Genomic DNA, 320 nt, shown 5'->3' with positions numbered 1-320 from the left:
CTGTTCGCCCTGTCCCGGGCCGGCTATCTGCCGACGGCACTGTCGGTCACCAACAGCCGGAAGGCGCCGACCTGGGCGCTGATCATCCCGGGCGTCATCGGGTTCGCGCTCACCTTCACCGGAGAGGGCGCGATCCTGTTGAACATGGCCGTCTTCGGGGCCGCTCTCAGCTATGTGCTGATGATGGTCAGCCACATCGTGCTCCGGGTCCGTGAGCCCGACATGCCGCGCCCGTACAAGACGCCGGGCGGCATCTACACCACCGGCTTCGCCCTGGTCAGCGCGATCGCGTCGGTGATCGCCACCTTCCTGGTCGACAC

At 67.2% G+C, this 320-nt stretch carries 1 protein-coding gene; it reads left to right on the top strand.

Going from position 1 to position 320, the window contains the following annotated elements:
- The coding region (locus SB754_RS19655) for an amino acid permease (protein WP_410784077.1) at positions 1–320 on the top strand (320 nt) is incomplete at both ends.

This window comes from Leifsonia sp. SIMBA_070 (genome assembly GCF_046534635.1).
Taxonomy (GTDB): domain Bacteria; phylum Actinomycetota; class Actinomycetes; order Actinomycetales; family Microbacteriaceae; genus Leifsonia.
This window is presented reverse-complemented; position numbering and strand designations above follow the sequence as displayed.